This window comes from Clostridium ljungdahlii DSM 13528 (assembly GCF_000143685.1).
Taxonomy (GTDB): Bacteria; Bacillota; Clostridia; order Clostridiales; family Clostridiaceae; genus Clostridium_B; species Clostridium_B ljungdahlii.
Genome location: NC_014328.1, coordinates 3,600,714 through 3,626,741, shown reverse-complemented (window position 1 = coordinate 3,626,741; position 26,028 = coordinate 3,600,714). Strand labels below are relative to the sequence as shown.

The following is a 26,028-nucleotide window of genomic DNA, read 5'->3' as shown; positions in this document are numbered from 1 at the left end:
GGGAAACCGTCAATGAATTTTAGTAAGGTGGTACATATGGATACAAATTGGACAGAATCTCAAAGAGAAGCTATTTTTACTCCTAAGTGTAATTTATTAGTATCAGCGGGTGCGGGAACTGGTAAGACAGCAGTGCTAGTGGAGAGAATAATACAGGAGATAACAAGCATTGATGAAGATGTGGATATAGATAAATTATTAGTTGTTACCTTTACAAATGCGGCAGCTTCTGAAATGAAAGAGAGAATAGCGGAGGCAATTTCTAAACTGTTAGAATCAAATTATGGATCAAAAAATCTTCAAAAACAACTGACACTTTTAAATCAGGCTAATATAATTACTATACATGCTTTTTGTCTTAAGGTTATAAAAAGTAATTTTCATTTAATAGATTTAGACCCTAATTTTAGAATATGCGACAGTACAGAAGCAGTTCTTTTAAAACAGGATGTACTTGAGGAACTTTTCGATGAGAAATATGATATAGAAAATACAGAATTTTTAAAACTTGTAGACGGTTTTAAAAGTAAAAATGATATTAAGCTTAAAGACATGGTACTTTCTCTCTATGAATTTTCAAAAAGTAATCCTTGGCCTGAAAAGTGGTTAAGGCAAGCAGTAGAAAATTTTAATGTAAAAGAAAACTTTGATTTTGGACATACCCACTGGGCAAAAATAATTATGCACAGCCTAGAGGTAGAGGTTAAGGGATGCAAGAATAGAATAGAAAGAGAACTTACCATAATCCAAAGAATAGAGGGACTTGAGCACTATGCAGATACTTTTAAAAAAGATTATGAAAATATAAAGGAATTATTGCTTTTAAATTCTTGGGAAGAACTAAAAGAAAAGTTTTTACAATTGAGTTTTGACAAGCTTTCCACTAAAAGAGTAAAAGATGAAGTTAAAGAAGTGAAGGAAAGGGCTAAGAATGTAAGGGATGAAGTTAAAAAGAAGTTAAATAGTATAAAAGAAGATATATTTTTAGGTTCTGATAATATGTATAAAAATATGCAGGAAGTATATCCTATGATGAAGTGTCTGGTTTCTCTTGTAATAGAGTTTGATAAAAATTACAGCTTGAAAAAAAGGGAAAGAGGGATACTGGATTTTAGTGATATAGAGCACTTTTGTCTTGAAATATTAACAGATAGAGATGAGGAGGGAAATATAGTTCCTTCGGAGGCAGCTTTAGAATATAGGAGATATTTTGAGGAGATATTTATAGATGAATATCAGGATAGCAATGAAGTTCAAGAAGTTATAATGAATATGATAAGTAGAAAATCAAAAGACTCAAATTTGTTTATGGTAGGAGATGTAAAGCAGAGTATATACAGATTTAGGCAATCTAAACCTGAACTTTTTTTGCAGAAATATAATAGTTATTCTGAAAAAAAGACGGCTGAAAACAGAAAAATAAAATTATCTGAAAATTTTAGAAGTAGAAAAGAAATAATAGAAGGTACTAATTATTTGTTTAAACAAATAATGTGTAGAGAAGTAGGAGAATTAGATTATACGGATGAGGAAAGCTTAAAAAGTTCAGCAGATTATGAAAACTCATCTGGAAACTATAGTAGAGATATAGAGGTTAATATAATAGATAAAAAAGAAGAAAGTGAAGAAATTCAAGAAAATGAAGAAGTTTTAGATAATGTTCAGGTAGAAGCACGGCTTGTAGCAGAGAAAATAAGTGAGCTCATAAATGGTAAAGAAGAAGTAGAGCCACTAAAAGTATATGACAAAAATACGAAGTCCTATAGGAATGTAATGTATAAAGACATAGTAATATTAATGCGTGCCACGCAAAATTGGGCTCCTATTTTTGTAGAAGAACTTAATAGTTTAGAAGTGCCTGTATTTGCAGATATATCTGCCGGATATTTTGAGAATATAGAAGTAAAGACAATAATATCAGTACTTGAAATAATAGATAATCCACTTCAGGATATTCCACTTGTAGCTGTGCTTAGGTCTCCTATAGAATCCTTCTCTCCAGAGGAACTTATAGATTTGAGAATGGTAGATAGAAAAATGCATTTTTATGATATATTAAAGATAATTTCGGAAAATGACCCTGAATCAGATATATCATTAAAGTATGTGGAAAATGGCTTGAAATATAAAGTAAGTGAATTCTTGAAAAGACTTAACAACTGGAGAAAAAAAGTAAAGTATATGCCAATAGATGAATTTATATGGCATCTTTATACTGAAACGGGCTATTACGGTTTTATAGGTGCTATGCCTGGGGGAATTCAGAGGCAGGCAAACCTAAGGATGTTATTTGAAAGAGCAAAACAGTATGAAAAGAGCAGTTACAAAGGACTTTTTAATTTTATAAATTTTATGAACAAACTTAAAAATAGCAGTGGGGATTTAGGAAGTGCAAAAATACTAGGAGAAAATGAAGATGTAGTCAGGATAATGAGTGTTCACAAAAGCAAAGGGCTTGAATTTCCTGTAGTAATACTTTCTGGTACAGGAAAAAAGTTTAATTTGATGGATATGAGTAAAGGAGTACTTTTTCATGAAAAGTTAGGTCTCGGGCCGGATTATGTAAATGTAAAAAGGCATATATGTTATCCTACTGTTATGAAACAGGTACTTAGAAAAAAGCTAAAAGTAGAAACTCTTTCAGAGGAAATGAGAATATTATATGTTGCCTTTACCAGAGCAAAAGAAAAACTTATAATAACTGGAATGGTAAATAATATTGAAAAAACAACTCAAAAATGGTGTGAATGTGCTTCTTATAAAGGAAATAAACTTCCTGAGTATTCACTTATAAGTGCTAGAAATTTTTTGGATTGGATAGGGGCTGCACTGGCTAAGCATCCATGTGGAAAGTCTATAAGAGAAATTTCTAAAATTGAAGATAATTTAAATCTAGTTATAGGGGACAGTTCTAGATGGAAGATAAATATTTATAAAAAAGATGACTTTAAAACTGTATCTCAAGAAAAGGAAGATGTAGATATACTGGGTAAAATTGAAGAACTTAATTTAACCGAATATGATGGACAATATATGGATAAAGTGGATAGAAGGCTTAACTGGAAATATAAATATGAGGAAGCTTGTAAGATACCTGCTAAATTTTCTGTATCAGAGTTAAAGAGAAGGTTTGATTTGAATGATATAGAAGATAGTGCGAATTTGGTAGAATTGGTACAATTAAAAAAACCACTTTTTTTAAGAGAGAAAAAAGGTATGACAGCTGCTGAAAGAGGAACTCTTTTGCATTTAATCTTGCAGCATATTGATATAAAAAAAGTTAATTCTTACGATGAAATAAAAGAACAGGTAGGTAAACTGGTCCAGAGGGAATTTATAAGGGAAGAGGAAGTTAAGTCAATACCCCTAGGTAAAATATTGAAGTTCTTTAATTCTGAAATTGGAAGCAGAATGAAAGAGGCAGAGAATATCTATAGGGAAACTCCATTTTATATGGAAATAGAAAGTAATGAATTATATAAAGAGCTTCCAGATAAAATATATAAAGATGAAAAAATAATTATTCAAGGAATAATAGATTGCTATTTTGAAGAAAATGGAGAATTAGTGCTTATAGACTATAAGACAGATTATGTAGATGATATAGATGATATAAAAGATAAATACAAAAACCAAATTTATTATTATGCAAGGGCACTTGAAAAATTAACTGGTAAGAAAGTAAAAAATAAATATCTCTACTTATTTTTTAACAACAGCTTAGTTGAAATGTAAATGTATGCCTACCTTTTGCTATGTAAAAAGAGGTACAGCTTATAGCCAAAATAGATGAAATAATCTGCTCTTTACTCTTGCTTTAAGATATGAAACAGTAGGCATTCTACATAAAGTTTTAGCTTTATGTATTATAGATAGTTAACTCTACAATCTATAGGGTTTCTAATTCAAATTTAAACTTATACATAAAATGTAATGACAAAATTGAAAGCACCTTTAAAAACTTTTCCATAAGTCTTAGCTTAGCATTTTAGAAAATCTTAGGAGCTTAGATATGTTTGAGGTACGAGTTTAGCTAAGGTTCTTAGATTTTCAAAATGCTAAGCTTTAGACTTGCGAAAAGTTTTTATGATGTTAAAATTTGTCATTACATGATTTGTATAAGTTAACTTTCAATCTAGAGACTGTATGTGATTATAATTTAAACTTTTGAACTATTTCATTTAAGTTTTGAGCCATCTCTGCTTGGCTTTGTGCCGTAAGAGAAATCTGATTTATACCTATTGAGGATTCACGAGTACCTTTTTCTATAGAATCAGTGTTATTAGATGTTTTTAATATATTTTCTGTCATGCTTTGAATGGCAGTGCTTACTTGATCTGTGGTTGCACTTAATTGTTCTGACATTGCAGCTACCCTTTCAGATATAGAACTTATAAATTCAGAATCTTTATAATATTCATTGCTCATTTCTTCAAAATTTTTAAATTCTAGAGCTATATTACTTTGTACAAAGTCCAATATATCATTGCTGTTATTTGAAAGATTTCTGAAAGCATATTGAACTTTAGAAATTGTATCTTTAATATTTGCCACTGCTTTTGAGGATTGTTCAGCCAACTTTTTAACTTCTTCTGAAACTACCACAAATCCTTTTCCCTGTTCTCCAGCTCTTGCTGCTTCGATAGCTGCATTAAGTGCTAGAAGATTAGTTTGCTCTGCAATTGCAGCGATGGTATCTGCCATGTTATTAATGTTTTCTACTACTTTTCCATCTTCAATGGCCCTAATTATATTTTCTTGTTTTTCATGATATATATTATTTATTTCTATTAAGGAGTCATTTATATGTTTTTTGAAATTAGCAGCTTTATTTTTTGAATTAATAGAAGCTTTACTGCTATCATCAGCATTTTTTGCTAATTCATTTACACTAGAATCTACTTCCTGAACGGAGGCACTTATTTCTTCACAAGAAGCACTATTTTCTTCAAGTTCATTTAGTATATTTTTAGTATCATTTTCTATACTTTCAAATTTTGCTGTTATTTCTTGTACTGATGCTGAAAGCTCTTCACTTGAGGCGCCTATTTCTTCAGAATTATTTGTAATTTTTAATATAAGATCTTTTACATTTCTTTGAGCTTTATCAAGTTCATTAATAGCTTGTCCAAACTCATCTTTTCTTTTTACATTATACACATGTGATAAATCATAATTACAAAGATTTTTGCCTAGAGTTACTATTCTGGATAATGGATCATTTATGTATTTAGCTGTAAATAAACCTATTAATATGGACAATATAAAGCCTATTAAAGATAATGCGATACTTAATATATTTACATAGTTAGATACATTATTGTTATTAACGTTTGTAATCCTTGAGGTTTCGACAGTACTCTTTATAAGGCTGTCAACGCTTTTAAAAGTATTTGTTTCAAGAGTAGACATTTTTTCAACTCCTGATTTAGCATGAGTATAATCTGAGTTAACTGCAAAATTAGTTGCAATTTCAGTAACACTCATATATTGTTTAACTTGATTTTGAACAGATGACCATTCTTTCTTTTCTGAAGATGTTAAAGACAATTTATTATATTCCTGCATATGTTGATTTATAGTATTTTTAGCTTTTTTCATATCGCTAATTGCAGAGCTTTTTTCATTAGCATTTGTTTCATAAACTAATTTTGTAAGATCTGCACTCATCTTTGTTAAATTTTGTTTTGTATCAGTAAGAAGGTAAATACTTTTAAAATTTTTATCATACATATCTTGACCTTTTGTATTGATTAATTTAATGCTGGATGTTCCTACCATGCCAACTATGAAAATAAACATCGAAATGATTATAAAAGATATAATTAGTCTGGATTTTACATTTAATTTTTGTAAAAAGTTCATTTCTTATCTTCCTTTCTAAGTTACAATAAATTATTGTGTTACATTTTGTTGAGTATATTTTCCAACATGAAACTTAAAATAAACTTAAAATAAAGATAAATTTTATAAATATAATTTAAATATAAGTATTAACACTTTTTGATATTGTTAATACTATAGTAATATGATATTAAATTGATGTGGAGGGCCAAATTTGGAGGATAATAATAAGTTTGAGATTACTATGGAAGTAATAGAAGAATGTTTACAGGAATGTTTGGAAAATAGCAAAGAAAACAAAGAAAATGAAAAATCAAGTCCTGTTAGCACCAAATAGCAGGACTTGATTTAAATATTAATTAATAGAATATTTTTTTTCTAATTTTCTAAAGGCCATAACTAAAACTGAGGTTAAAATAAGATATAGTATAGCAGCTATTATAAAAGGAGTAATTGTAAAATCACGAGTAACTACTTCTTTTGCTGCCCTTAGAAGATCTCCCACACCTATAGTTGCAACTAAAGCAGAATCTTTTATTAAATTGATACTTTCGTTACAAACAGGAGGAATTACATTTCTAATGGCTTGGGGAATTATTATCTTTATCATAGTTTGACAGTAATTCATACCTAGAACTTTAGAAGCTTCAAATTGTCCTTTGTCTATTGATTCAATACCTGACCTAAAAATTTCTGCCAGGTATGCGGCATAATTTATAGTAAAAGCAATACTTGCAGCTGCTAAGGGAGATAATCTTATGCCAATTACAGGAAGACCAAAATAGGTGAAAAACAACTGTAAAAGTAAAGGTGTTCCCCTAAAAGCCCAGGTGTATAAGCTGAGTACAGCCTTTATGGGCTTGATTTTAGATATTTTCCCTAAGGCTACTAGGCATCCTAAGGGGATAGAAAAAATAGCCGTTATAAAAAATAGTTGTATAGTTATTAAGCTTCCACTTAGTATAAATCCTGTAATGTCCATGATATCAGACATATAAATCACATCCTAACCAATTATTTTGCAATTATATCTTTGCCAAACCATTTTTGAGATATTTTATTTGCCGTTCCATCTTTTTTCATTGAATCTAATGCTTCATCAAGTTTTTCTTTAAAGCTTTCATCGCTTTTTCTTATACCAACACCGTAGTCTTCTTTACCAAAGTTATCTTCAAGTATTTTGTATAAGCCAGGTTTCTTTTGTAAATAGTATCTTCCTACTACTTCATCTACAACAACTGCATCTATACGACCCTGGTTTAAATCAAGTAATGCTTCTGTATTGTTAGAATATTTTCTAATATTCTTTAGAGATTTTGCTGTAGCAGCGTCTGAATTCAATGCAGTTTCACTGCTGCTTCCCATTTGAAGACCTACTGTTTTACCCGACAAGTCTTTTTTGTTCTTTATGTTAGAATCATTTCTTACTACAATTATTTGCTTATTTTGAAGATATACTTTTGAAAATGCTATTTGCTTTTTTCTCTTATCAGTTATAGTCAAACCATTCCATATAACATCTATGTCTTTGTTATTTAAGCTAAGTATAATGCCATCCCATTCTACTGGTTTAAAAACTACCTTTACCCCCATTTTTTGTGCAGCTGCTTTGGCCATATCTATATCAAATCCTACGATTTGACCTTTTTCATCTCTAAAGCCCATTGGAGGAAAACTATCATCTAGGCCAACTACAAACTGACCTTTTGATTTTATATCATCCCAGGATTTATCACTTGATTTCTGGCCTTGTCCACATCCTGTAAGTATTATTCCAAGCAAAAATATTACCAAAGTTAAAATTCCTAATTTCTTTTTCATTTCACAGACCTCCCAATTTATATTAAATTAATTATAATAAATATTATAGTTTACCGTGCTAAATTTGTAAACTAGTAAATTAATTATAGTTATAAAATATTACGTTTAATAATGATGCTGTAATTGCATTTGAAGTAGTCTTCGCCCCATTTACAAAGAGATTTTACTATAGAAACAAATGTCTTACCGAGTTCAGTAAGTGAGTATTCTGTCTTAGGAGGAACCACAGGATAAAGAACACGATTGATAATGGCTTCTTAAGTGTATTCAACTTGGTAAGGAACAAGGTATTAACATTCCTACAACAGAAAAATCCGCTTGCACAAATTTCATCCGTTAGCGTTTTTATAAATTTCAATTTATAGTGGGGTATTGAGTATTATCTCAATACAAGAAGTATAATTAAAACTCTCTTTGTACTTTAGTAACTATTTTGTTGAGTCGGGTAACACTGGCTCAACAAAATAGTTACTAAAGTAATACTAGCTCAATGGTTAATTTTCCTTTTATAAAATTCAGTAGTGTAATCAATAAAACGCTGAGTTGCTTTGGTAACATAAATCTTTTTGCTATAGGCAATGGAGACTTCCCGTTTTGGCATGGGGCAGTTAAGTTTATAAAAGCGAAGATTTTGTGCATTAGGGGAACACTTGACAAGGGTATCCGAAATAAAAACGGCTCCAAGCCCCTTTGAAGCAAATTCAAAGGAAGTCATCTGTTGATTAAATGACATCTTTACTAATGGTTCAATATGATAATAATTAAAAATTGCCTTTGACCTTCCGAAAATTTCATTTGTTGGCTCTAGCAAAAGAAAAGGAAGATTCCCCATATTATATAGGTCAATGGCTGGTTGATTCTGAGAAAGATGTTTGTTTGATCTGATTTCTTCGGATGTCATGCCGCAAGCAAAAATTTTTCTATCTACAGAAAGATTCAAAGGTATGGCAAGTAAAACTTGGTTTGTAAATAAAGGAATGGATTGAAAGATGTCTTCTTCAAACCAATTAGTGTCTAAAATTAAATCAATGTTTCCATCTGCTAGCATACTTTTAAGTACTGGAAGAGATGCTTCTTTTGCAGCAATTTCAATTCCTGGATATTGATAAAAAAAACCAACAATAAGTTCAGGAAGTAAGTAGGTCATAGATATAATAGCACCACCAATTGTAACTTTTCCAACTTTGACCTCATTTAAGTTTTGAAAGTAATCAGTGCATTCTTGTTCCATTGATATAATTTTTTCCACTTTCTCCATATATATGCGTCCTGCATCAGTTAACTTAAGTGGTGATGTTTTTCGCTGAAATAAAGGTTGACCAATTTCTTGTTCCAGTTTACGAATTGCAATACTCAAGGCTGGTTGCGTCATATGCAAGTTTTTTGATGCCTTTGAGAAGCTTCCACACTTATATACTTCATAAACATAATTCATGATTTGAAACAATTTCTTCACCTCTGCATAAATGAAATTTATATATTAACTAAAATATATAAATTTGATTATATATCAAAAAAATAATAATATCAATTTATTAGTAAAGTTTATAAGAGAATTGAAAATTAGTCAGTATATTATCCTATGATCATTGATAGAATCACCACTTGGTGCGATGATTGCGTTAAAAATAATTTGGATGTATGAAAAAAACTAACTATTATTAAAGGAACTTTTTTAGGAGTTCCCTTATATTGCATTATCAACACTATTCTTTAACATAGCCTAATTAAAAACATAAGCAGATTTCTAAGCATCAGATGGAGTTTTGCTCCACCTCATGCTTAGAAATCTTTTTATTGTTTTTTCCTTTTGTCAAAAGTATCAATCTTTTCTTCAAGAGAATTTAAAAAATTTTTCAAGAAAGACTTTTCTGTATCGGAAGCATCCTTTAAAATATCATTAACAATGTCATCAAAATTATTATGAATTTTTTTATGGTACATATTGGCTGTTTCGCCTTTTGGTGTTAAACGGAGATTCAACCTTGAAGAATTACGAGGATCAACTTCTTTAATTATCATACCCTTTTTTTGAAGTCTCATGATTATTTGGGAAACTGCTCCTTTTGTCACTCCCAGTTTTTCTGCAAGACCACTAACATGAATACCTTCATTTTCTTTTATAGCTCTGATCATATGAATTTCAGCGTAAAAAAGAGGAGTATCTGTTCCATAATAATTAGTTTGTTTATCAAGCTCAGAAAGCTTTACACCTAATCTTAAAAGCATGTAGCTAATTTCTAACTTATTATCAAAATTAAAATTCATCATATTATTAGCGTATAGCATATAAACACTTTTGTCAATATAGGGGTTAATTAAGAAAGAGAAATTTCAAGTAAAAAAGGTAAGTATTGCTTGACAATAGTGTATACGTACTATACACTATCTGTATAGAAAATATAAAATTTCAATTTGTTTAATAAATAATCGAGAAATGAAAAGATGAAGGGGGTAGGTTTTATTATTTTTAATAAGGAATTTCTTATACAAAGTGTATAGTACCTATACTTATAAGTAATGAAAATTAAATTTTGAATCTTGGCTACTTTAACAGCAAATTGAAGCAACGATATATTTTTAAATATATCGTATAGCATATATACACTTAAGAAAGGATATGATATTTTGAATTTGAATAATGAAAAACTTAAAATGATGCGTGATGAGAAAATCTCTAAAGTATTATTGAAAATGGGTATACCTACCATGATAGGCATGATGGTTTCTGCACTTTACAATGTTGTGGACGCTTACTTTGTGGGTGGCCTTGGAACCAGCCAGATGGGGGCGGTGTCCATTACATTTCCTATTGCGCAGGTTATAGTAGGACTTGGTATGACATTTGGTAATGGCGCTGCATCTTATATTTCCAGGCTTCTTGGTGAGGAAAATGAAATTAAGGCAAATGAAACAGCTTCTACTGCACTGGTTTCCAGTTTAATTGTGGGTATTATTTCCATAGCTGTATCTCTGTGTTTTCTTGATAATATATTGATAGGTCTTGGAGCTACAAAAACAATATTACCCTATGCAAGAGAATTTGCAGTTATATACATTACAGGTTCAATTTTAAATATATTTAGTGTAACTATGAACAATATTGTAACATCTGAGGGAATGGCAAAACTAACAATGACTTCTATGCTGCTCAGTGGTATTTTTAATATTATATTAAACCCAATCTTAATATATTCTTTAGGTTTTGGAATCAAGGGGTCAGCTATCTCAACTGTTATATCACAAGCTTTAGCTTCTATTTTATATATCTGGTATATGTTAAATAAAAAAGGTAGTCTGAGGTTTTCTATATACAACTTTAGATTTGATAGTACGATTTTTATTCAAATTTTTAAAGTGGGAATTCCAATTTTGGTCTATCAACTTCTATCAAGTGCTTCAATGGGACTTTCCAATACTGCTGCAAGAAGTTATGGTGATTCAGCGGTAGCAGCCATCGGAGTGGTAACTCGTATTATGGCACTTGGAAGCTATGTTGTGTTTGGATTTATGAAGGGCTATCAGCCGGTTGCAGGATACAATTATGGTGCAAAAAACTATGATCGGTTAAATGAAGCCACAAAAGTATCACTTAAGTGGGCAACGATATTCTGTACTGTAATTGCACTTATTCTGATTATGGTTCCTGATCAGATCGTGTCACTGTTTTCTAAAAATGATGCAGTGCTCATTAATATAGGAGGCAGGGCACTTAGGGCAAATGGAATTATATTTATTTTGTTTGGATTTGAACAGGTATATATGTGCTTATTTCTTGCTCTTGGAATGGGAAAAGAAGGCGGAATTCTCAGTATTAGCCGTCAAGGAATGTTTTTTATCCCGGCTATTTTGGTTATGCCGCAATTTTTGGGGATTGAAGGCGTAATTTGGGCACAGCCTGCAGCAGATTTACTAACTGTTATTTTAACAGCACTATTTATGCTTGGGGTAAACAAGAAATTGAATAATTTTATGAATCAAAAAGAATATTTGAATTAGTGTACAAAATTTAAATTTATTTTGATTACAAATTGAAAGTTGTAATTTGAACTACAAGAAGTGCTGTGTATTTAGTGAAATATTTTTTTTAGTACCATTTTTAAAATTTGCTTGACATGGAAAGTTAGAGGTTGTACAATTCTGAATTGTCATTACCAATTTAGATGAGGTGTTTATATGAAGTATATTTGGCAATTTGGAATTATTATGACAGTTACCTTTATTGGAGAGGTGTTAAAATATATCATTCCTTTACCTATTCCTGCAAGCATATATGGTTTGATTCTTATGCTTTTTGCATTAAAGAAAAATATAATTCCCATTGAAGAAGTAAAAGAAACTGGAAATTTTTTAATAGAAATTATGCCGCTAATGTTTATACCTGCCGCGGCTGGTTTATTAGTTTCATGGAAAGCACTAAAGGATATATGTATTCCCGTTATCGTCAGTACGATATTAATTACAGTAATTGTGATGGTAATCGCAGGAAAAGTTACACAGCTTATGATTAGAGTTGAGAGAAGGAGCAAAAGTTGAAAGAATTATTATGCAGTTCGGCATTTTTTGGAGTATTGGTTAGTATTATTGGGTATGAAATAGGATTATTTCTTTATCAAAAGTTTCGTAAGCCAATTTTAAATCCATTACTTATTTCGATTGTATTTGTAATGGCTATTTTAGTTATTTTTAAAGTAGACTATAAAAGTTATAATGATGAAGCAAAATATTTGAGTTATTTGTTAACTCCCGCTACGGTATGTCTGGCAATACCACTATATCAACAACTTGAATTACTAAAAAGCAATATAAAAGCTATTATGGTAGGAGTTTTATCAGGAGTAATATCAAGTCTTGGGAGTATATATTTGTTTTCCATGCTTTTCCGATTTACACATGAACAGTATGTAACATTATTACCAAAGTCTATTACTACTGCAATTGGTATGGGTATTTCAGAGGAGTTAGGTGGAAATGTAACAATTACAGTAGCAGTTATTATTATTACAGGAATATTTGGAAGCATGCTTGCTGAAGTAGTTTGCAAGATATTTCGCATTAATGAACCAATTGCCCAAGGAATTGCTATTGGAACTGCTTCTCATGCTATTGGAACATCAAAAGCAATGGAAATGGGAAAAGTTGAAGGAGCCATGAGTAGTGTGGCTATAGTAGTATCTGGTTTGCTAACAGTAATTGGTGCATCAATATTTGCTAATTTCATGTAGAGATGATACATATAAAAAACATGAGCATGTCAAAAATACCTTTAAAAAATGGTACTTTTGGCATGATATTTAGGCTTTTAATTGCATCTTTAGTATAAAGTACCTTATATATTTTTTTAACATAGAGTATAGAACATTAATTAACGTATATATGAAACTCTTTCTTTTTCTAAGGCATCTTTAAGCCATCTTGGATGCATTGGTAAAAGATTTTTTGGTAAATAATTAAAATCGAAGTAATCTACATCTAAGGTTTCTTCTCCTTCTTTAATTAATTTACCACCTACAACTTCACATTCAAAACAAGTTGTAATAAAATGATTAACTTTTCCACTTGGATATGAAAAAACTTGTGAAACAGGATCAGAATATATGCCAATTAATCGATTTACTTTAACTTTTAAACCAGTCTCTTCATTAATTTCTCTTATAATTGCTTCTTCTACAGTTTCTCCAGGTTCAACATGACCTGAAGGGATTCCCCATAATCCATTGTCAGTACGTTTCATCAAAAGAACCCTTTGAGATTTATCAAATATAATACCGGCAACTCCTGCCTTAACACCATCGTTAGGCCATGGAAAATGAGGAGAACTCCATTTTTTTATGGTTACATTATTGTCAAATAAACCTTTTAGGTTTGCAATAGTAGCATCAGCATTATGAAAATCCCTAGCAGATGGAAATTTGTTTGTTTTTTCACTTGATACTAAAATAGCTGATATTCCTGCCTGATGCGCCCCTAAAATATCTGTATAGGGATTATCACCTATCATTACTACTTTAGATGATGTTTTTAAATTATCTAGAGCTTTTTTAAACATATATGAATGTGGCTTTCCTATAATTAAAGGTTTTTTCTCTACTGCTACTTGAACAGCTTTCACAATTGACCCAACTGCAGGTGATGGACCATCTGTACTTGGAAAATTATTATCACTGTTTGTGCCTATAAATTTTGCACCGTTATTAATTAATTGCACTGCTTTTTTAATATCATGGAAGCGTAAATCATCATCCCAACCTATAACAACTGCTTCTGCATCAGCTATATCATTAGTATTAATGCCTACCTGATGACATTCCCATTTTAAGTTTTCATCACCAAGAACAAATACATTATTTATATTCTTATTTTGTAAATACTGAGCGGTCACCCAGCCTGATGTAATCACTTCATTACTATTTGCTTCTATTCCAAGTGCATTTAATCGTTTTGCTATTTTTTTACGAGTTGTGCATGGATTATTTGTTAAAAATCGAATTGCTTTCTGATTTTTACGAAGTATTTCAAGAGATTCTACTGCTTCTGGAAGAGGCTTATTTCCTATATAAATTACTCCATCTAAATCAAATAGAAATGCATCAAATGCATCAAATATCATATTATTCGCTCCTTAAATTTTATTCCTATAAAGTTATTTGCAAAGAGCCTTACTAGCAGCTGTTATATCGCTTTTGCCTAAAATAGCAGATATAACTGAAATACCATCAACTCCAGTTGAAAATACCTCTTTAAAGTTAGTTTCATTAACTCCACCTATGGCAACAGCAGGTATATTTATACTACTGTATATTTTACGGAGACCTTCTATACCTATAGGAGTATCTATATCTTTTTTAGTTCCTGTGAAAAAAATTGTACCTATTCCAATGTAATCTGCACCATTTTTTTCTGCCTCTAAGGCTTCATCCACATTGCCTGCAGATATTCCAATTATTTTATCCTTACCTAATATTTTTCTAGCTGTGTTTATAGGCATATCGCTTTGACCAAGGTGAACTCCATCTGCATCTACAGCTTGGGCTATATCAAGTCTGTCATTTATTAAAAAAGGAACTTTATAGTGATCAGTTACTTTTTTAACTTCCTTAGCAATTTCATAAAATTCTCTTGTGGACGCATCTTTTTCTCTAAGTTGGACAAGAGTTACTCCACCTAAAATTGATTCCTCTACGGCTTGCTGCAGAGACTTGTCTTTTAAAAAACTTCTATCTGTAACAAGATATAAACTATAATCTACTTCCAAGTTATTTTACCTCCTTTCTTTAATTTTTCTTCAGTTAATTCATATATAGAATCTATTAGTTTAACTCTAAAAGTTCCAGGAGCTTTTGCTGCTTTATAGGCTTCTTCACCAGCTATATTCATTGAAAATATAGCACTTACAGTAGCTATAAATTTATCCTCATAGGCACCTATGGCAGCACCACATAATGCTCCAAGCATGCAGCCCGAACCAGTTATTTTAGTTAACATTTCCACCCCGTTTTGAATTACAACACTATTTTTACCGTCTGTTATAAAATCTTCTTTGCCAGTTGCAGCAACTACACAGTTGTACTTTTTGGCTAAAGCTACAGCTGAATCCAAGGCTCCTTCTCCATTATCTAAGGAATCTACTCCTCTTACGTTAGAAGATTGTCCTGCAAGAAATTTAATTTCACCTACATTTCCTTTTATAACATCTACTTTACCAACTTGCATAATTCTATTTATAACTTGAGCTTTCCTTGGTATAGCAGCACAAGCTACAGGGTCAAGTATTACAGGTATATTGTGGATTTTTGCAGAGGTACTTGCTAGGATTACTGCAGCTTCCTGTTCTTTTGTGAGGGTTCCTAAATTTATATATAGGGCAGAAGATATTTTTACAAAATCAAAAACTTCATCATAAGCTTCACACATGGCAGGAGAAGCTCCATAAGATAATAGAATGTTTGCACAGTCATTTATAGTGACACTGTTTGTAATACAATCTACAAGAGGTACTTTATTTCTTACCTGTGTTAATACTTTTGACACACTGTCTAAGTTTAAATTATCCATTTTTCATACTCCTTTATATTAGAAATCTGTTTATTTGAAATCTACATCAGCTTTTTTATATAATTCAATGAAATGTCCCACGGGACCAACGCCACTTCCTATGGAAAAGGAATTTTCTATAGCCTTAGTTATATATTGCTTTGCAAGATATACGGATTTGTCAGTACTTTCACCTTTAGCCAAGAAGGAGGCTATGGCAGAAGATAAGGTACATCCTGTTCCATGAGTGTTTTTAGTATCTATTCTATGACCGTCTATGTTTAATATTTTGTTTTCATAAAGAAGAACGTCGTTGGCATCATTGCATCTGTGGCCTCCTTTTACAAGCACGTTTTTAGCACCTAGCTCTTTTATGCTAAAAGCTGCTTTTTCCATGTCGCTGCTACTTTTTATTTTCATTTCTGTCAGAACTTCAGCTTCTGGAATATTTGGAGTTACGACGTCTGCAATGCTTGTCAGATCTTTTATAGCTGTTTGTGCTTCAGGTTTTAAGAGAAAGTAACCACTTTTTGATACCATTACAGGATCAATTACTATGTTTTTAGTTTTGTATTCTATTAAAAGCCTCTTTATTACAGATATGGTTTTGCTGTTTGAAACCATACCAATTTTTACTGCATCTACTTGTATGTCATCAAATATAGATCTTATTTGTGCTTCTACAATTTCAGGAGTTACATCCATTACGTCCTGTACTCCTATGCTATTTTGAGCTGTAACAGCAGTTATGACACTCATACCATATACGCCAAGGGCACTCATAGTTTTTAAATCAGCTTGTATACCAGCTCCACCACAGCTGTCAGAACCTGCAATTGTTAATACCTTTTTCATTTTTACCCCCCTAATTTAGTAACTTTAAAATTAATATCAATTGAATTTTACTTAGTGGGAGTATTACAGTAGGCAGCCATCAGGTCAAAATAAAAGGTATATGCAGAAAAGCATATACCTTTAAAATCAAAAATATGTAAGTTGCTTCCCTACGCCAGTTTTATCTGGATCAGGTTCAAAGGGTTAGAGAAAGATCTCTTCTCAGCCTTGCAGCACCCCCACAAAAGTATTAAGTTTTATACATTAATTTTACTACAGTGATAAAAATTTGCAATATGAAATTTTAATATTTACTTCATTGACTAAGTCTCCCCATATGTACATAAATGGAATGTGGGAGGGTGTTAGCAATAGCAGCCAAATAAAAGTTTTTGCAGTACGTGTGATATAATGGCATTAATTGAAGATTTTTGTTACAAAACAAATTAATAAAAATGATAGGATGTGTTGATATGGAAAAGAAAAGAATTTTAGTCCCATTAGATGAAACAGAGAGAAGTATGCATTCACTTGACTGTTTAAAAAAATTGTTTTCCAGAGATGAAGTACAGTTAACTCTTATGTATGTATCTGAAATAGTTATAGTAAATGAAACGGGTGTATCAAATAGCATGGTAGATATGGCAAGGAAAAAAGGTGAAAACATCTTAGATAGAGCTGAAAGAAAGATTCAAGAATATAAACCTGAAAAATATTGTGTTTTTGGACGTGTAGCAGATGAAATACTGAAAAAGGCAAATTGTGATGAATTTGATATGATAATTATGACTAAATCTAATAAAAAGGGTTTGGCTAGAATGATCGGATCTGTAACAAGTAAAGTATTAAAAAATTCACAGGTTTTAGTTATGATTGTTCCAGAATAAAAATGGTTTAAAATAGCCATAATGTTGTACAAGCATTATGGCTATTTTTATCTGCATATTAAAATATTTGTCTGGGACTTGGAATTATAGATGATTTTATTTAGAATATTTTTATTGATTTTTTCACATACTTTAATGAGCATCCTATGAATTGCTTGAGGTATAAGTTGAGTTTTGTTTAGAAACTCTATATCAGGAAGGTGTGTAATTAATGTTTGTTCCACATAGAGTTATTTTTGAAAAAGGTACCCTAGAATATTCTCTGGGAAATGAGATATATAATAGATTTAAAAATGATGACAAGGTTGAGATAATAAAATTGTCTTCAAATAGAATTATGTCAGCTGTGCCAGGAAAAGATATATATGAAAAGTACAGGGAAGGTAAAAAAACTTTAGTTGTGGGTGTAAAAAAAAGCTTGAAATTTCAAAGTTGTAAGCCTTCGGCACATTATCAAATGCCCTTAGTTAGTGGATGTATTGGACAGTGTGAGTACTGCTATTTAAATACACAATTAGGGGAAAAACCTTTTGTGAGAGTTCATGTCAATGTTGATGACATCTTAAAACAGGCTCAAAAATATATAGATGAAAGAAATCCTGAAATAACTGTATTTGAAGGTGCTGCAACCTCCGATCCAGTTCCTGTGGAGCCTTATACCAATTCACTTAAAAAGAGTATAGAATACTTTGGAGATCAAAAGCTTGCAAGATTTAGATTCGTAACAAAGTACAATGATATAGATGGATTTTTAAACATAAATCATAATGGTCATACGGAAATAAGATTTAGTTTAAATACAGATAAGATAATAAAACAATATGAGCATTATACAGCTTCAATAGAAAAAAGAATAGAATCTGCTTTTAAACTTGCTGAAGCAGGTTACCCTATAGGTTTTATAATAGCACCTGTATTCATATATGAAAATTGGAAGCAGGAATATGAAAAAGTTTTAGACATGTTATATGATAGAATGCCTAAAAATTTAAAGAATCCTATTGGATTTGAAGTCATATCGCATAGATATACAACTAAAGCTAAAAATATCATACTACAGGTATTTCCTAAAACGACGCTGCCAATGGAGGATAGTGAAAGAAAATTCAAGTATGGTCAATTTGGATACGGTAAATTTTTGTACACGAAAGAGCAAGTGGAAGAAATTAAAACCTTTTTTGAAAGAGAACTTTCAAGTAGATTCTCAAAAGAAGATATAAAATACATTATATAAACAGGAGAATTTTAATCGTGCAGGAATTAGAAAATGTAGTTAAAATAAAGGATGCAGAAGTTAGATATGATAAAAAAGTTGTATTAAGAAGCATTAATATGGATATAAAAAGGGGAGAAATAGTTGGACTTTTAGGACCTTCTGGTTCAGGAAAGACCACTATTGTAAAATCTATTATTGGAATGAAAGAATTATCTAAAGGATTTATTGAAGTGCTTGGTGAAAAAATGCCGTCCCTTGGTGTAACTTCAAAAATAGGATATATGGCACAAAGTGATGCACTGTATGATGATTTAAGTGCAATTGATAATATATTGTTTTTTGGAGAACTCTACAATATTAAAAAAAGTATTATAAGAAAAAGAGCTAAGGATGTTTTAAAACTTGTTAATTTGGAAGAGCAGTATAAGTATCCAGTTAAAAACTTTTCAGGTGGAATGAAGAGGAGATTATCATTGGCTATAGCACTAGTACACAGACCTAGATTGCTCATTTTAGATGAACCTACAGTTGGCATAGATCCTGTTCTTAGGAAAAAATTCTGGGATGAATTTTATAAAATAAAACGAGATAAGGGAACTATAATTATAACTACACATGTAATGGATGAAGCATATAAGTGTGATAGACTTTTTCTAATAAGAAATGGAATTGTAATAGCAGAAGGAAGTCCAGATAAAGTAATAAAAAGTTCTGGTGGAAAAACTATTGAAGATGCTTTTCTATACTTTAGTTCTTTAAAGGAAGAGGTGTAGTTATATGAATACTTTTTCTGTAGCAAAAAGAGTTATAAAACAAATCTTAGGAGATAGACGATCTCTTGCATTATTATTTGTGGCACCAATATTTGTTCTGTATTTGCTAAGTATAATGTTGAATTCAGGTATAGATAAGCCCAATTTAGAAGGAATAAATTTACCACAAACACTTATGGAATCACTTAAAAATGAGACAAATATAGTGGAGGTTAAAGATGAAAATAAGGCTCTTGACAGAGTAAAAAATAATGTTATAGATGGACTAGTTAAATTTGAAAATGATAAAATTATAGTGACTGTTGAAGGAAGTGATATGGCAGTTTCAAATTCAGTTAAAAAAGCAGTTTCAAAAGCTTTTAACCAATATATGCATACTAGTATTGCATCAAATCCAATGCTGAAGCAGCTGGGTTTTAGAATGATTGATAGTGAGTATAAATATATAAACGGTTCTGAGAATATGACAACTTTTGATACGGTTGCTCCGCTGATGATGGGATTTTTTATATTCTTTTTTGTATTTCTTATGGCAGGGGTATCTTTCTTAAGGGAAAGAATTAGCGGTACATTGGATAGACTTATGGCAACACCTGTTAAGAGAATAGAAATTGTATTAGGATACTTTTTAGGGTTTGGTATATTTGTTATGTTTCAAACTCTAGTGATTCAACTGTTTATGGTATATGGTCTTGGCATTATCATAAAAGGAAGTCCAATTTTAGTTTTACTTGTAAATGTGCTGCTGGCAGCAGGATCATTGACTCTTGGAACTTTACTTTCTGCATTTGCTAAAAATGAATTTCAATTATTTCAATTTATTCCTATAGTCATAGTACCTCAAATATTGTTTTGTGGATTATTTCCCCTTAGAGAAACGCCAATATGGGTAAATATACTTTCTAAAATATTTCCACTAACATATGGTGCAGATGCCCTAAAGGGAATTGTGCTTAGAGGGTATGGACTTTCGAAAGTTTATATGGATATCTTAATACTTTTTGGTTATGCACTATTGTTTATAGTATTAAACTCATTGGCACTAAAAAAATACAGACGGTTATAAAGAAATTGCTCTACTTAAATTTATTATGTTAGCATCAGGTACATAGTCTTCTATTATTTTTCTTGCTATATTAAACCAACTTAAACAGCTGTCAAGGACTATGGAGTCACTTGTTACAATTCTGCCCATTTTGGAGAGAAGAGGGTCTGCATTTGGTATTAATTCTATTTCAACAGGAATATTCCATTTAATTGAATGTTCAAGTATAAAATTTTTAAGTCTGCCCGAATTTGAAACTCCAGAATCAAGAAAAAATTTAACCTTTGGTATACCTAAAGTGATAAATTCCTGGCCAATTAAATTTAAGGCTAGGTGGGTTTTATCTACAATACTATAAGTTCCCCTAAGTCCTGCTATATCCCTTATGGTACTATCACTGCATAATATTAATATTCCTTTTGAAAGGGCAACTTCTAAAGTTATTATAAGGTTAAATCCGTCTATGTATATGCAGTCCTCAGATATGCATGAAAAAGGCAGACATTTTGATTTCCTTTTTTCGCAGCTTACTTTAGAAGAGGTTGAACGCTGAAGAGCATTTCTCTGTCTTAGTGAAAACTGGTAATGATTACCTACCATCTCTATAATTGAATGCATTTTGTAACCTCTATCAAGTAACCAGGATACTTCTACCTGTGCTTTTTGAAGTTTCAAAACGGATTCTTTTGAAAACCATCTATTGTCACTGGGATCACTTCCTCTCCTAACTGTTCTCAAATTATAGTTCATTTTTAAAACCTCCTTTTGAGATTAATCTTCATAAAATCTTCATAAAATTAATAGGCAATTCTTAAAAAATATCTTGTAAAATCAAATTGAAAGTTAAGAATTACAGATAATTTATTTATGTGTATAAATTAGAATTTAATTCAAAAATTTGTATGCATTCAGTACAGGAGGATTATAATGGAAGATATACATATGAGCAGATATTACAGAAACATGACACTTGCAGCAATGTTAATTAGCATATTGTGGGTTATTTTAGTAAATACCCAGCCATTTTCAGATTTTGCATACTACAATAGGATTGCAAATCAAGTGGCAAGTGGCGGTCAATGGGGAGATACTTATACCTCTGTCGGGTATTCCATTGTTCTTGGATTTATATATAAAATCTTTGGGAACAGCTTAGCTTCAGCAAAAGTTTTTAATTTGGTTTTGACATTTTTAAATTATGGAATGTTTTATATTATACTACAAAAAGCAAATTTAAATGAGAAAAGGCGTAAAATTATTTATGGGTTATTTGTATTTTTCCCAAGCAATATTTTCTATAACAGTGTTTTGGCAACGGAAATATTATTTACCACTGTATTACTTTTTATAACACTAATATATTTTTACGATATTAAGTACAAATATGTAATAATTGGTATTTTAACAGCTGCTGATGCTATGGTAAAACCATTTTTTATGGTGTTCTTTTTTGCTATATTCATATTGGAGATATGTTTAAGGATGAAATTTAAAGATGTTTTAAAACATACAGCTGTAGTACTCATAGTTAGCTGTGTTTCTATATCTCCATGGATATATAGAAATACTAAGTTAATTGGTGAGTTTACATCTATATCAAACAACTCTGGAATAGTACTTTATATAAATAACAATTCTCAAAATAAATCTGGTGTTTGGATGGATGCTAAAAATGTTGAGAATTCTATTGTCAATACTAAAGAATACATAAATGCAAATGCTACAGAAAAAAATAAAATGCTGTCTAAAGCAGCTAAAAAATGGATATTAAGTCATCCATTATCCTTTGTAAAGTTAGGTTTTACAAGATTATTTAAGACCTATCTTGATGGAGGTGATTTATTTTACAGTTTAAATGGAACAAATTTAAATTTGTTCTTTAAAATATTATTTGCAGTTTATACTTATATAGCAAGGTATGTAATATTTATTCCCGCAATAATTTTAATGCCTTTGTACAGTGTAAAAGTAATTAGAAATTTGATTAAAAAAAGAGAAATTGATTCATACTCTCTATATAATTTAATTTGCTTTTACATGTTTTCTTGTGTTTACTTTATAACAGAGGGACAGCCGCGTTATTCATTTCCATCTATATTTATAGTTGTTTATTTTTTCTCATATTTTGGAGAGAAAATAAGTATACCATTTGTTAAAAAAAGCAAAAGTTTAGGCAACTAAAGTGGTGTATAATAAAAATAGTTTATATAGCATTAAGAGGAGATATTTTTTATGGATAGTACTATACTAGTAGTGGATGATGATAAGGATATTTTAGATATAATAGAAATTTATCTAAAAAATGATAACTTCAATGTGATTACTGCCCAAGATGGTTTAATAGCAATGGACAAGCTTGAAAAAAATAATATAGATTTAATAATACTCGATATAATGATGCCAAACTTAGATGGTATACATGCATGTCTTGAAATTAGAAAAAAAGAAAAAATACCTATAATAATGCTTTCAGCTAAAGATGATTCAAGCAGCAAGATATTAGGATTAAATGTTGGAGCAGATGATTATGTTACTAAGCCTTTTAATCCGCTGGAGCTAGTTGCCAGAGTCAAATCACAAATTAGAAGGTATTCTCAATTCAATATGGAAAGACCACAAAGTAAAGAAGAAATTGTTATAGATGATATGATAATAAATACAGCATCTAGAGAAGTATTTATTGGAGAAAAGTTAATAGAACTTACACCAATTGAATTTTCAATCTTGGAAGTACTTGCAAATAATAGGGGAAGGGTTTTAAGCACGGAAAGTATTTATGAAAGTGTTTGGAAAGAACCTTTTTACAATGCTAAAAATACAGTTGCAGTACATATAAGAAATATAAGAGAAAAGATAGAAATAAATTCAAAGGACCCCAAATATATAAAAGTTGTTTGGGGGGTAGGTTATAAAATTGATAAATAAAATAAAGAAGCTTGCATTTAAGAGCATATCAAGGGAATTTTTGATTATAAATATACTTAGCTTTGTTATACTTATAATTGGTATAACTAGTGCTCTTAGTGTTATAATGCAGGATACAAATAACCCTCAAAATATTGAAAATGCATCAAATGACATTTATGTTCAGGTAAATAGATATGTGCAATCTACAAATACTGAAGTTCAAAGTTATATAAATAATTTGGCTGACGAAAACAATGTAAATATAGCTATTACAGATACCAAAGGCTGTATAATTTTTAAATCAAGTGAAGTAGAAGGCAAGTATATTGATCTGAATAATATAAAAAATATTATACTTACTACTACTCCAAGGGATGGAGATGTAGTATATCAGGTGTATAATATAAATATATCAGGTACTAAATACATACTTGTTACATGGAAAGGCACAGGTATGTATCATAATATTTTTAGGTATACGTCAATGATACTAATTCCAATAATTATTTCACTGGCAGTTGTATATTTAGTTTCATATAGAAAGACCAGGTATATAAAGTACATCTGTAATGGAATAGTGAAAATTTCCCATGAGGATTTAAATTATAGGTTGGAGAAAAAGGGCACAGATGAACTTGGAACGTTGGCAGATGAGATAAATAGCATGTCACTTAATTTAAATAATATGATAAATCGTGAAAAGTCTGTCCAAAAGTTTAAAGATGAGCTTATAACCAATATATCACACGATTTGAGGACACCTCTTGCCTCATTAATGGGGTATTTGTATTTGATAAATGATAAGAATGTTTCTATAGAAGATAAGGAGGTATACAGCAAAAAATCTATGGAGAGAGCGGAAAAACTAAAAGTTTTAATAGAGAACTTATTTGAATATTCAAAACTGGAAAGTGGAGCAATAAGTCTTGAAATATGTAATGTTAATATAATTGAAATTATAGAACAAATCATAGGGGAGCTTTCTATAATTGCCAGCAAGTCTCAAATAAGTTTTGTAAAAAAGTATAGTATTACAAAGTTGAATTTAAATATTGATCCATATCTCATCAGCAGGGTATTTCAAAATATTTTATCAAATGCTATAAAGTACAGTGTAAAAAATAGTGAAGTCTATATAGATATTGTCCATAATGTAAATGACACTATAATTAGTTTCCAAAACTTATCAAGTAGAGAGTTGTCCTCTGAAGATATGAATAAAATATTTGATAGATTCTATATGGGGGATAAGTCTAGAAATTCTCATAAAAACAACTCTGGTTTAGGGCTTGCCATAGTTAAAAATATTGTGGATCTGCACGGTGGAGAAGTTTGGGCGGAAGAAAATGATAATATTTTTAAAATGTATATTAAGTTAAAGAATAATTCATCTAAACTTACTGTTAGCAATGGTACCGATGGGATAAATGAGCAAAAAAAGACAGGATTTACATCAAAGGCTAATATATAATATAGGAAAAGGTTTAAGGAGGTAGGTATTCTAAAATGAATTACAATGCTTGTATTAGGAAGTCTATTGAATATATAGAGCATAATTTAGAAAATAAAATAGAACTTGAAGATATTGCTCACAAAGTCTTCCTGTCAAAATATCATTTTCATAGAATTTTTCATTCTGTTGTTGGAGAACCTGTAGCTGAATATATAAGAAGGAGAAGACTTAAAGAAGCTGCAAATGAGCTTTTAAATACACGTAATAAAATTGTAGATATAGCATTAAAGTATCAGTTTAGTTCTCAGGAATCTTTTACAAAGGCCTTCAAAAAACTTTATGGAATGCCTCCAAGGGAATTCAGAAGAAATAGAACTGCAAGTAGTATTTCTATGGCAGCTTAATATTTATCCGATGACTACCTGCTCTAATACTCCATCTCCAAGTGGGAGTATTAGAGCAGCTACGTCCCTGGATAACGATTTCTAAGCATCAGGTGGAGTTAAAACTCCATCTGATGCCAAGAACTTTGTTTATTAAGACAATATTTTTACGAGGTGATTTGAATAATGAGTTATGTACCAGTAGTAATTGATCATACAAATGCAGGAGAACGTTCTTACGATATATTTTCAAGGCTTTTAAAAGATAGGATAGTAATGTTAAATGGTCAGGTAACAGATGAAGCTGCAAGTTCAATTGTGGCACAGCTTTTATTTTTGGAATCAGATAATCCTGACAGTGATATCAATTTTTATATAAATAGTCCAGGAGGATCTATTACTGCTGGAATGGCAATATATGATACAATGCAGTATATAAGATCCGATGTATCCACAATATGTGTTGGTATGGCTGCCAGCATGGGCTCATTTTTGCTTGCAGCAGGGGCAAAAGGAAAGAGATTTGCTCTCCCAAACAGTGAAATTTTAATACATCAGCCCTCTGTATACGGTGGAATGCAGGGTCAGGCCACAGACATAGAAATTCACACAAAATGGCTTTTAGGAATAAAGAAAAAGATGAATAGATTATACAGTGAAATGACAGGTAAACCTATTGAAAAGATAGAAAAGGACGTTGAGAGAGATTATTTTATGTCAGCTAAAGAAGCTTTAGATTATGGATTAGTGGATAAAATACTTTCAAAATAGTTTTTTAAACAGCAGCTGCATAATGAAGAAAACTTCATTATGCAGCTGCTGCTTTTTTAT

General features: G+C 30.7%; 25 protein-coding genes and 1 riboswitch. Of the genes, 14 read left to right on the top strand and 11 right to left on the bottom strand.

The features are described 5' to 3' along the window. Positions 1-12 precede the first annotated feature (12 nt). Positions 13-3,735, top strand: coding sequence for a helicase-exonuclease AddAB subunit AddA (gene addA, locus CLJU_RS16345; protein WP_013239945.1), 3,723 nt, complete (start codon positions 13-15; stop codon positions 3,733-3,735). 417 nt (positions 3,736-4,152) lie between these two features. On the opposite strand, the gene CLJU_RS16340 is transcribed toward addA, so the two are convergent. Continuing rightward, on the bottom strand, positions 4,153-5,865 hold the full coding sequence (locus tag CLJU_RS16340) for a methyl-accepting chemotaxis protein (RefSeq protein WP_013239944.1): 1,713 nt from the start codon (positions 5,863-5,865) through the stop codon (positions 4,153-4,155). Positions 5,866-6,058: 193 nt separating this feature from the next. Between CLJU_RS16340 and CLJU_RS23190 the strand changes: the two genes are divergently transcribed. Continuing rightward, positions 6,059-6,181 carry a hypothetical protein gene (locus CLJU_RS23190; RefSeq protein ID WP_023162169.1) on the top strand — a complete coding sequence of 41 codons (123 nt, stop codon included), beginning with the start codon at positions 6,059-6,061 and terminating at the stop codon, positions 6,179-6,181. Between the two features lie 18 nt (positions 6,182-6,199). On the opposite strand, the gene CLJU_RS16335 is transcribed toward CLJU_RS23190, so the two are convergent. The 5 genes from CLJU_RS16335 to CLJU_RS16320 form a co-directional block, all read right to left on the bottom strand. Further along, a complete protein-coding gene (locus CLJU_RS16335; RefSeq protein ID WP_013239943.1) occupies positions 6,200-6,838 on the bottom strand; it encodes an amino acid ABC transporter permease in 639 nt (212 codons plus the stop codon). Between the two features lie 20 nt (positions 6,839-6,858). Further along, positions 6,859-7,665, bottom strand: a complete 807-nt coding sequence (locus tag CLJU_RS16330; RefSeq protein ID WP_013239942.1) for an amino acid ABC transporter substrate-binding protein — start codon at positions 7,663-7,665, stop codon at positions 6,859-6,861. A gap of 89 nt (positions 7,666-7,754) precedes the next feature. Further along, complete coding sequence (locus tag CLJU_RS21835; RefSeq protein WP_242825684.1) at positions 7,755-7,892, bottom strand: winged helix-turn-helix transcriptional regulator; 138 nt, start codon at positions 7,890-7,892, stop codon at positions 7,755-7,757. A gap of 260 nt (positions 7,893-8,152) precedes the next feature. After that, the gene (locus tag CLJU_RS16325; protein WP_406541669.1) at positions 8,153-9,121 is read right to left on the bottom strand and encodes a LysR family transcriptional regulator; all 969 of its coding nucleotides are present in this window, start codon (positions 9,119-9,121) and stop codon (positions 8,153-8,155) included. Positions 9,122-9,459: 338 nt separating this feature from the next. Beyond that, positions 9,460-9,894: a MarR family winged helix-turn-helix transcriptional regulator gene (locus CLJU_RS16320; protein WP_242825683.1), complete on the bottom strand. Its 435-nt coding sequence runs from the start codon at positions 9,892-9,894 to the stop codon at positions 9,460-9,462. 399 nt (positions 9,895-10,293) lie between these two features. Here CLJU_RS16320 and CLJU_RS16315 point away from each other — a divergent pair, with 399 nt between their 5' ends. From CLJU_RS16315 to CLJU_RS16305, 3 genes are all read left to right on the top strand, one after another. Next, positions 10,294-11,664 carry an MATE family efflux transporter gene (locus tag CLJU_RS16315; RefSeq protein ID WP_013239939.1) on the top strand — a complete coding sequence of 457 codons (1,371 nt, stop codon included), beginning with the start codon at positions 10,294-10,296 and terminating at the stop codon, positions 11,662-11,664. Positions 11,665-11,841: 177 nt separating this feature from the next. Further along, positions 11,842-12,201, top strand: a complete 360-nt coding sequence (locus CLJU_RS16310; protein ID WP_013239938.1) for a CidA/LrgA family protein — start codon at positions 11,842-11,844, stop codon at positions 12,199-12,201. After that, positions 12,198-12,890 carry an LrgB family protein gene (locus tag CLJU_RS16305; protein WP_013239937.1) on the top strand — a complete coding sequence of 231 codons (693 nt, stop codon included), beginning with the start codon at positions 12,198-12,200 and terminating at the stop codon, positions 12,888-12,890. Before CLJU_RS16310 ends, CLJU_RS16305 begins: the two co-directional genes overlap by 4 nt. 140 nt (positions 12,891-13,030) lie before the next feature. On the opposite strand, the gene CLJU_RS16300 is transcribed toward CLJU_RS16305, so the two are convergent. Genes CLJU_RS16300 through thiD form a run of 4 tightly spaced genes read right to left on the bottom strand, consistent with a single transcriptional unit; the run spans position 13,031 to position 16,554 of the window. Further along, complete coding sequence (locus CLJU_RS16300) at positions 13,031-14,275, bottom strand: HAD-IIA family hydrolase (RefSeq protein WP_013239936.1); 1,245 nt, start codon at positions 14,273-14,275, stop codon at positions 13,031-13,033. A 33-nt stretch (positions 14,276-14,308) separates the two neighbouring features. After that, positions 14,309-14,920 carry a thiamine phosphate synthase gene (thiE, locus tag CLJU_RS16295; RefSeq protein WP_013239935.1) on the bottom strand — a complete coding sequence of 204 codons (612 nt, stop codon included), beginning with the start codon at positions 14,918-14,920 and terminating at the stop codon, positions 14,309-14,311. Continuing rightward, the gene (gene thiM / locus CLJU_RS16290; RefSeq protein WP_013239934.1) at positions 14,911-15,720 is read right to left on the bottom strand and encodes a hydroxyethylthiazole kinase; all 810 of its coding nucleotides are present in this window, start codon (positions 15,718-15,720) and stop codon (positions 14,911-14,913) included. Before thiM ends, thiE begins: the two co-directional genes overlap by 10 nt. Before the next feature lie 30 nt (positions 15,721-15,750). Continuing rightward, positions 15,751-16,554 (bottom strand): bifunctional hydroxymethylpyrimidine kinase/phosphomethylpyrimidine kinase, encoded by an 804-nt coding sequence (gene thiD / locus CLJU_RS16285; RefSeq protein WP_013239933.1) that lies wholly within the window; start codon positions 16,552-16,554, stop codon positions 15,751-15,753. A gap of 128 nt (positions 16,555-16,682) precedes the next feature. Beyond that, positions 16,683-16,784, bottom strand: a riboswitch (TPP riboswitch). A gap of 222 nt (positions 16,785-17,006) precedes the next feature. Between thiD and CLJU_RS16280 the strand changes: the two genes are divergently transcribed. From CLJU_RS16280 to CLJU_RS16265, 4 genes are all read left to right on the top strand, one after another. Beyond that, positions 17,007-17,420, top strand: a complete 414-nt coding sequence (locus CLJU_RS16280; RefSeq protein WP_013239932.1) for a universal stress protein — start codon at positions 17,007-17,009, stop codon at positions 17,418-17,420. Between the two features lie 211 nt (positions 17,421-17,631). Continuing rightward, a complete protein-coding gene (gene splB / locus CLJU_RS16275; RefSeq protein ID WP_013239931.1) occupies positions 17,632-18,654 on the top strand; it encodes a spore photoproduct lyase in 1,023 nt (340 codons plus the stop codon). A 17-nt stretch (positions 18,655-18,671) separates the two neighbouring features. Further along, on the top strand, positions 18,672-19,409 hold the full coding sequence (locus tag CLJU_RS16270; protein WP_013239930.1) for an ABC transporter ATP-binding protein: 738 nt from the start codon (positions 18,672-18,674) through the stop codon (positions 19,407-19,409). Positions 19,410-19,413: 4 nt separating this feature from the next. Beyond that, positions 19,414-20,475 carry an ABC transporter permease gene (locus CLJU_RS16265; RefSeq protein ID WP_013239929.1) on the top strand — a complete coding sequence of 354 codons (1,062 nt, stop codon included), beginning with the start codon at positions 19,414-19,416 and terminating at the stop codon, positions 20,473-20,475. On the opposite strand, the gene CLJU_RS16260 is transcribed toward CLJU_RS16265, so the two are convergent. Further along, complete coding sequence (locus CLJU_RS16260) at positions 20,470-21,204, bottom strand: DUF434 domain-containing protein (RefSeq protein ID WP_013239928.1); 735 nt, start codon at positions 21,202-21,204, stop codon at positions 20,470-20,472. The genes CLJU_RS16265 and CLJU_RS16260 overlap by 6 nt on opposite strands. 177 nt (positions 21,205-21,381) lie before the next feature. On the opposite strand from CLJU_RS16260, the gene CLJU_RS16255 reads away from it, so the two are divergent. The 5 genes from CLJU_RS16255 to clpP all read left to right on the top strand — a co-directional run bounded on the left by CLJU_RS16255 (position 21,382) and on the right by clpP (position 25,968). Then, positions 21,382-22,635 carry a membrane protein gene (locus tag CLJU_RS16255; RefSeq protein WP_013239927.1) on the top strand — a complete coding sequence of 418 codons (1,254 nt, stop codon included), beginning with the start codon at positions 21,382-21,384 and terminating at the stop codon, positions 22,633-22,635. Between the two features lie 51 nt (positions 22,636-22,686). Beyond that, on the top strand, positions 22,687-23,379 hold the full coding sequence (locus tag CLJU_RS16250) for a response regulator transcription factor (RefSeq protein ID WP_013239926.1): 693 nt from the start codon (positions 22,687-22,689) through the stop codon (positions 23,377-23,379). After that, a complete protein-coding gene (locus CLJU_RS16245; protein ID WP_013239925.1) occupies positions 23,369-24,832 on the top strand; it encodes a HAMP domain-containing sensor histidine kinase in 1,464 nt (487 codons plus the stop codon). The genes CLJU_RS16250 and CLJU_RS16245 overlap by 11 nt, the downstream gene beginning before the upstream one ends. A gap of 35 nt (positions 24,833-24,867) precedes the next feature. After that, positions 24,868-25,218, top strand: coding sequence for a helix-turn-helix transcriptional regulator (locus CLJU_RS16240; RefSeq protein WP_013239924.1), 351 nt, complete (start codon positions 24,868-24,870; stop codon positions 25,216-25,218). A 165-nt stretch (positions 25,219-25,383) separates the two neighbouring features. Continuing rightward, positions 25,384-25,968, top strand: coding sequence for an ATP-dependent Clp endopeptidase proteolytic subunit ClpP (gene clpP / locus CLJU_RS16235; RefSeq protein ID WP_013239923.1), 585 nt, complete (start codon positions 25,384-25,386; stop codon positions 25,966-25,968). The last annotated feature ends 60 nt before the right edge of the window (positions 25,969-26,028 follow it).

Coding starts and splice junctions, on each gene's coding strand:
- addA (WP_013239945.1), top strand. CDS start 13: ATGAATTTTAGTAAGGTGGTACATATGGATACAAATTGGACAGAATCT.
- CLJU_RS16340 (WP_013239944.1), bottom strand. CDS start 5,865: ATGAACTTTTTACAAAAATTAAATGTAAAATCCAGACTAATTATATCT.
- CLJU_RS16335 (WP_013239943.1), bottom strand. CDS start 6,838: ATGTCTGATATCATGGACATTACAGGATTTATACTAAGTGGAAGCTTA.
- CLJU_RS16330 (WP_013239942.1), bottom strand. CDS start 7,665: ATGAAAAAGAAATTAGGAATTTTAACTTTGGTAATATTTTTGCTTGGA.
- CLJU_RS16320 (WP_242825683.1), bottom strand. CDS start 9,894: ATGCTTTTAAGATTAGGTGTAAAGCTTTCTGAGCTTGATAAACAAACT.
- CLJU_RS16310 (WP_013239938.1), top strand. CDS start 11,842: ATGAAGTATATTTGGCAATTTGGAATTATTATGACAGTTACCTTTATT.
- CLJU_RS16300 (WP_013239936.1), bottom strand. CDS start 14,275: ATGATATTTGATGCATTTGATGCATTTCTATTTGATTTAGATGGAGTA.
- thiM (WP_013239934.1), bottom strand. CDS start 15,720: ATGGATAATTTAAACTTAGACAGTGTGTCAAAAGTATTAACACAGGTA.
- thiD (WP_013239933.1), bottom strand. CDS start 16,554: ATGAAAAAGGTATTAACAATTGCAGGTTCTGACAGCTGTGGTGGAGCT.
- CLJU_RS16280 (WP_013239932.1), top strand. CDS start 17,007: ATGGAAAAGAAAAGAATTTTAGTCCCATTAGATGAAACAGAGAGAAGT.
- splB (WP_013239931.1), top strand. CDS start 17,632: ATGTTTGTTCCACATAGAGTTATTTTTGAAAAAGGTACCCTAGAATAT.
- CLJU_RS16265 (WP_013239929.1), top strand. CDS start 19,414: ATGAATACTTTTTCTGTAGCAAAAAGAGTTATAAAACAAATCTTAGGA.
- CLJU_RS16260 (WP_013239928.1), bottom strand. CDS start 21,204: ATGAACTATAATTTGAGAACAGTTAGGAGAGGAAGTGATCCCAGTGAC.
- CLJU_RS16255 (WP_013239927.1), top strand. CDS start 21,382: ATGGAAGATATACATATGAGCAGATATTACAGAAACATGACACTTGCA.
- CLJU_RS16250 (WP_013239926.1), top strand. CDS start 22,687: ATGGATAGTACTATACTAGTAGTGGATGATGATAAGGATATTTTAGAT.
- CLJU_RS16240 (WP_013239924.1), top strand. CDS start 24,868: ATGAATTACAATGCTTGTATTAGGAAGTCTATTGAATATATAGAGCAT.
- clpP (WP_013239923.1), top strand. CDS start 25,384: ATGAGTTATGTACCAGTAGTAATTGATCATACAAATGCAGGAGAACGT.